This is a genomic window from Hydrogenophaga sp., from assembly GCF_041633695.1.
In the GTDB taxonomy this organism is placed as follows: Bacteria; Pseudomonadota; Gammaproteobacteria; order Burkholderiales; family Burkholderiaceae_C; genus Hydrogenophaga.
The window spans coordinates 1-5411 of sequence record NZ_JBFJMY010000289.1 but is presented as its reverse complement, the minus strand read 5'-3'; the positions used below and the strand labels follow the sequence as shown (position 1 = coordinate 5411).

The following is a 5411-nucleotide window of genomic DNA, read 5'->3' as shown; positions in this document are numbered from 1 at the left end:
CTGCCATCGATGGAGCGCTTGTTGCCCGATGCGGTGCTGCCCACGACGGAACCGTCCACGGGTGTGCCGGGCGCCGATGCGGTTGATCTGGAATCGTCGTCGGTGACCGTGACGCCCCTGGTATTGGACAGCTCCATGCAGACTGCGAGCGCTGCAGTCGCGTCGGCTGCGACGACCGCTGGCGCCGCCGCGCCTGCCGAAGTGACCGGTACCCGCAGCGAGCCGCCAGCCGAGGCCGCCCCCGGTTCGAACAGCTTGTTGAGCATCACGGCCAACGGCGAGTCCTGGGTTGAAGTGGTGAACGGTTCGGGCAGCGTGGTGATGCAGCGCATGTTGAAGGCGGGCGACGTGATCGAGTTCTCTAGCGCCCCGCCTTATGCCGTGGTGCTGGGCCGTGCCAACGCGGTGCGCGTGGCCGTGCGCGGCAAGCCTTTTGATATCGATTCCTATGCCCGCAACAACGTGGCCCGTTTCGAGGTGAAGTGAGCATGGCTATCGCAACATTTGACACGGCGGCAACGGGTCAGGACCGCGAGCCCATCGCGGCGGCCGGGGCCCTGGCACGTCGCACGCGCCAGGGTGTGGTGAGCTGGGGCGACCGGCATGTGACGGTGGGCGGGGATGCGCCGGTGCGGGTCCAGTCCATGACCAACACCGACACGGCGGACGCGATCGGCACGGCGATCCAGGTCAAGGAACTGGCGCTGGCCGGCTCCGAGCTGGTGCGCATCACGGTCAACAACGACGAGTCCGCGCGGGCGGTGCCGCACATCCGCGAGCAGCTCGACCGCATGGGTGTGGAGGTGCCGCTGATCGGCGACTTCCACTACAACGGCCACAAGCTCCTCACCGACCATCCGGCCTGTGCCCAGGCTTTGTCGAAATACCGCATCAACCCCGGCAACGTGGGCAAAGGCGAAAAGGGCGACCGGCAATTCACCCAAATGGTGGAGATCGCCGCCCGGCACAACAAGGCGGTGCGCATCGGCGTGAACTGGGGCAGTCTGGACCAGGAGTTGCTGGCCCGCCTGATGGACCAGAACGCCCAGCGCAGCCAGCCCTGGGAGGCGCGGCAAGTCATGTACGAGGCGCTGATCACCTCGGCCCTGGATTCGGCGGCCAAGGCCGAGGCGATTGGCCTGAACGGCAACAACATCATGCTGTCCTGCAAGGTCAGTGGGGTGCAGGATCTGATCTCGGTTTACCAGGCCTTGGCACAGCGCTGTGATTACGCGCTGCACCTGGGTCTGACCGAAGCCGGCATGAGCACCAAGGGCGCTGTGGCGTCCACGGCGGCGCTGGCGGTGCTGTTGCAACAAGGCATTGGTGACACCATCCGGGTGTCCCTCACGCCGCAGCCGGGCGAGGCGCGTACGCAAGAGGTGGTGATCGCCACCGAAATCCTGCAGTCTCTGGGTTTGCGTGCGTTTGTGCCCAGCGTGACCGCCTGCCCCGGCTGTGGTCGCACCACCAGCACGGTGTTCCAGGAAATGGCCAAGCAGATCGACGATTTTCTGCGCAGCTCCATGCCGGTGTGGCGGGCCCAGTACCCCGGCGTGGAAAACCTGCGCGTGGCGGTCATGGGCTGCATTGTCAACGGCCCGGGCGAAAGCAAGCACGCCGACATTGGCATCAGCCTGCCCGGCACCGGCGAAGCGCCCGCCGCGCCTGTCTACATCGACGGGGAAAAGGCGCTCACCTTGCGTGGTCAGGGCATTGCGCAAGAATTCCAGACCATCGTTGAAACCTATATTGAAAAGAGGTTCGGGGCCACAGCCTGACACCAGGCCCGTACCGGCTGCACGGCAGCGGTACCGGTGATCGGTTTCAGCGCTCTGGCCCGCGAGCCCATCGCATCCATGGCAGAAAAATCCAGCGCCACACGGCTCACCGCCGTCAAGGGCATGAACGACATCGCGCCACCCGCGTCCGCGCACTGGGAGTGGCTGGAAGAGCGCCTGCGTGCGCTCATGCGGCGCTACGGCTACCGCAACCTGCGCACGCCCATCGTCGAGCCGACCGCCTTGTTCGTGCGCGGTTTGGGCGAGGTGACCGACATCGTCGAGAAGGAGATGTACTCCTTTCAAGACCGGCTGAACGGCGAGCAACTGACCTTGCGCCCCGAAAACACCGCTGGTGTGGTGCGTGCCGTGCTGGAGCAGTCGCTGCTGTACGACGGCGGCAAACGCCTGTATTACATGGGCCCGATGTTCCGCCACGAGCGGCCACAACGCGGGCGCTACCGGCAGTTCCACCAATTTGGCGCCGAAGCCCTGGGTTTTGCGGGGCCGGACGTGGATGTGGAGCTCATCGTGCTCGCCTGCGACCTCTGGGCCGAGCTGGGCTTGACCGGCATCGAGCTGGAAATCAACAGCCTGGGGCAGCCGCCCGAGCGCCAAGCGCACCGCGCCGCGCTCATCGCCTATTTCGAAAGCCACGCCGAGCAGCTCGATGAGGACGCCAAGCGCCGCTTGCACAGCAATCCACTGCGCATCCTGGACACCAAGAACCCGGCGATGCAGGCGCTGGTGAACGGCGCGCCGCGCCTGATGGACCACCTGGGGGCAGAGTCGCTGGACCACTTCCAGCGCTTGCGCGACTTGCTGGACGCACATGGCATTGCCTACCGCATCAACCCGCGCCTGGTGCGCGGCATGGACTACTACAACCTCACGGTGTTCGAGTTCGTGACCACCCAGCTGGGCGCGCAAGGCACGGTGTGCGCCGGTGGCCGGTACGACGGTCTGTTTGAACAGATTGGCGGCAAGCCCGCACCGGCTGTGGGCTGGGCCCTGGGCATGGAGCGCATTCTCGAGCTGCTCAAGGAGCAGGACCGCCTGCCCGAACAGCCCGTGCCGGACGCCTACGCCGTGGTGCCCGATGTGGCTGCCTTGCCGGTGGCCATGCGGACTTTGCGCGCGCTGCGGGCGCAAGGCGTGCAAGTGCAGATGCACGCCGCCGGGCCCGAGGGCATGGGCAGCATGAAGTCGCAGTTCAAGAAAGCCGATGCCAGCGGGGCGCGCTTTGCGCTGATCTTTGGTGAGCAGGAACTGCAACAGGCCATGGTGGCCGTCAAAGCTTTGCGGCAAGCCATTGCGCCGGATCCGGGTGGCGACACCGCCATGTCGGCGCAGCGCCTGGAGCCTTTGGGCGACACCACTTTGTGGGCCGCGAGCCTGTTGCGCCAGCCCTGAGCCTGGTTTTCATCCGGCGCGTGGCAATTGGCGACGCGCCTACAATCGACCGATCCCCAATTAGGCACCGCATCCATGGCCAAACACCTCGACCTCGAAGAGCAGGAACAACTCGATCAGATCAAACACTTCTGGGCCCGTTACGGCAACCTCATCACCTGGGTTCTGATCGCGGTCTTTGGTGGCATGGCGGCGTGGAATGGCTGGCAGTATTGGCAGCGCGACCAGTCGGTCAAGGCGTCCATCCTGTACGACGAAATCGACCGCGCGGTGGGTACGAAGGACGTGGACAAGCTGGAGCGGGCGCTGTCCGACATGCAAGACCGCTTCGGCGGTACCACCTTCGCCGATCAAGGTGCACTGTTGGCCGCCAAGGCCTTGCACGAAGCGGGCAAGGCCGATGCCGCCCGCGCAGCCTTGGCCTGGGTGAACAACAAATCGTCCGATGGCGCTTACCAGGCGGTGGCCCGCCTGCGGCTGGCCGCACTCGACATCGAGGCCAAAGCCTACGACCAGGCCCTGAAAACCCTGGATGCGTCCGCCCCCAAAGCCTTCGAACCCCTGGTGGCCGACCGCCGCGGCGACGTGCTGATGGCGCAAAGCAAGGCCGAAGAGGCCAAGGCGCAGTACGTGGCCGCATGGCGCGGGCTGGGTGAGCGCGTCGAGTACCGCCGTCTGGTCGAGGTCAAGCTGGCCGCTTTGGGCGTGGACGTCAGCACATTGACGCCTTCGCCGGAGGTGGCACGTTGAACCCCTTGTTTGCAACTTCTGACCGCCGCGCGATCGCGTATGGCGGCGGCCTGCGGGTAGCGGGTCTGGCGTTGGCTTTGACTTTGGCGCTGGCCGGCTGTGCAGGCTCCAGCAAGAAGCCCCAACCCAAAGAGCTTGCGCCCGTGACGGCTTTGCTGGGCACCCAGCTGGCCTGGACCGCGCAACTGGGCCCGTCGGACACCTCGCTCACCCCGATCGCGGTGGCGGGACGCGTGTTTGCGGCGTCCAGTGCGGGCACCGTGGTCGCGTTGGATGCGGCCAGCGGTCGCGATGTGTGGCGCCTGAATCTGGGCGACCGGATCGCCACCGGCGTGGGTTCCGACGGCGAACTGGCCGCCGTGGTGACGTTGGACAACCAACTGGTCGCGATCGCCAACGGGGCGGAGCGTTGGCGCGTGCGGCTGCCCGCTGGCTCGTACACGCCGCCGCTGGTGGCCGGCAAGCGGGTCTTTTTGATGACGGCCGACCGGGCCGTTTCAGCTTTCGACGGTCAAACCGGCGCCCGCTTGTGGAACCAGACGCGCACCGGCGATCCGCTGGTGCTGCGCCAGAACGGGGTGCTGACGGCGGTGGGCGATACCCTGGTGGCCGGGATTTCTGGCCGACTCACTGGCTTGAATCCGCTCAGCGGCTCGGTTCAGTGGGAGGCTCCCATTGCCACCGCCCGGGGTACCAACGAAATTGAACGCCTGGTCGACTTGGTCGGACCTGTCAGCCGGGAGGGCAACTCGGTCTGCGCCAGAGCCTATACCGCTGCGGTCGGCTGCGTGGACGCCAGCCGGGGTCTTGTGCTCTGGACGCGAGCGGCCCAGGGCCTGACGGGCGTGCACGGGGACGACAAACTGGTGTTCGGCGCCGAAAGCGACGGCACCGTCAAGGCCTGGCAGCGCGACAGCGGTGAACAGGCCTGGACGGTGGATCGTCTGCAATACCGCGAACTCACCGGGCCGTTGGCGGTCGGGCGTGTGGTGGTGATCGGCGATGGCGCCGGTTTGGTGCACTTGCTGTCGCGCGAAGACGGTTCTGAAATGACCCGGCTGTCCACCGATGGCTCTCCGGTGATCAGCGCACCCATTCTGGCGGGCAATGCGGTGCTGGTGCAAACCCAAAAAGGCGGCCTGTTCGCCTGGCGTCCTCAGTGAGCCACTGCCGCGACCCGTTTTCCGTCTGCTTGGGCTTGAAAGGCTTTTTTTCGTGAAACCTGTCATCGCCCTGGTGGGCCGCCCCAATGTGGGCAAATCCACACTGTTCAACCGTTTGACGAGTTCACGCGATGCCATCGTGGCCGATTTCGCGGGCCTGACCCGGGACCGCCACTACGGCAATGGCCGTTCGGGTGCGAACGAATACATCGTGATCGACACCGGGGGCTTCGAGCCCGATGCCAGCGAAGGCATTTACCGGGAAATGGCCAAACAGACCCGGCAGGCGGTGGCCGAATCGGAT

General features: G+C 65.9%; 6 protein-coding genes. All 6 read left to right on the top strand.

Going from position 1 to position 5411, the window contains the following annotated elements; all coding sequences use genetic code 11:
- Positions 1–486, top strand: a 486-nt coding sequence (locus ABYB95_RS16205) for a DUF4115 domain-containing protein (protein WP_372659596.1), incomplete at its 5' end; no start/stop codon positions are given.
- A 2-nt stretch (positions 487–488) separates the two neighbouring features.
- Positions 489–1781 (top strand): flavodoxin-dependent (E)-4-hydroxy-3-methylbut-2-enyl-diphosphate synthase, encoded by a 1293-nt coding sequence (gene ispG, locus ABYB95_RS16200; protein ID WP_372659595.1) that lies wholly within the window; start codon positions 489–491, stop codon positions 1779–1781.
- 78 nt (positions 1782–1859) lie between these two features.
- Positions 1860–3194 carry a histidine--tRNA ligase gene (hisS, locus tag ABYB95_RS16195; RefSeq protein ID WP_372659594.1) on the top strand — a complete coding sequence of 445 codons (1335 nt, stop codon included), beginning with the start codon at positions 1860–1862 and terminating at the stop codon, positions 3192–3194.
- Between the two features lie 75 nt (positions 3195–3269).
- Positions 3270–3944 carry a YfgM family protein gene (locus ABYB95_RS16190; RefSeq protein WP_372659593.1) on the top strand — a complete coding sequence of 225 codons (675 nt, stop codon included), beginning with the start codon at positions 3270–3272 and terminating at the stop codon, positions 3942–3944.
- Positions 3945–3949: 5 nt separating this feature from the next.
- Complete coding sequence (gene bamB, locus ABYB95_RS16185) at positions 3950–5107, top strand: outer membrane protein assembly factor BamB (protein WP_372659592.1); 1158 nt, start codon at positions 3950–3952, stop codon at positions 5105–5107.
- 52 nt (positions 5108–5159) lie between these two features.
- Positions 5160–5411: GTPase (locus tag ABYB95_RS16180; protein WP_372659591.1), on the top strand; the 252-nt coding region annotated here is incomplete at its 3' end.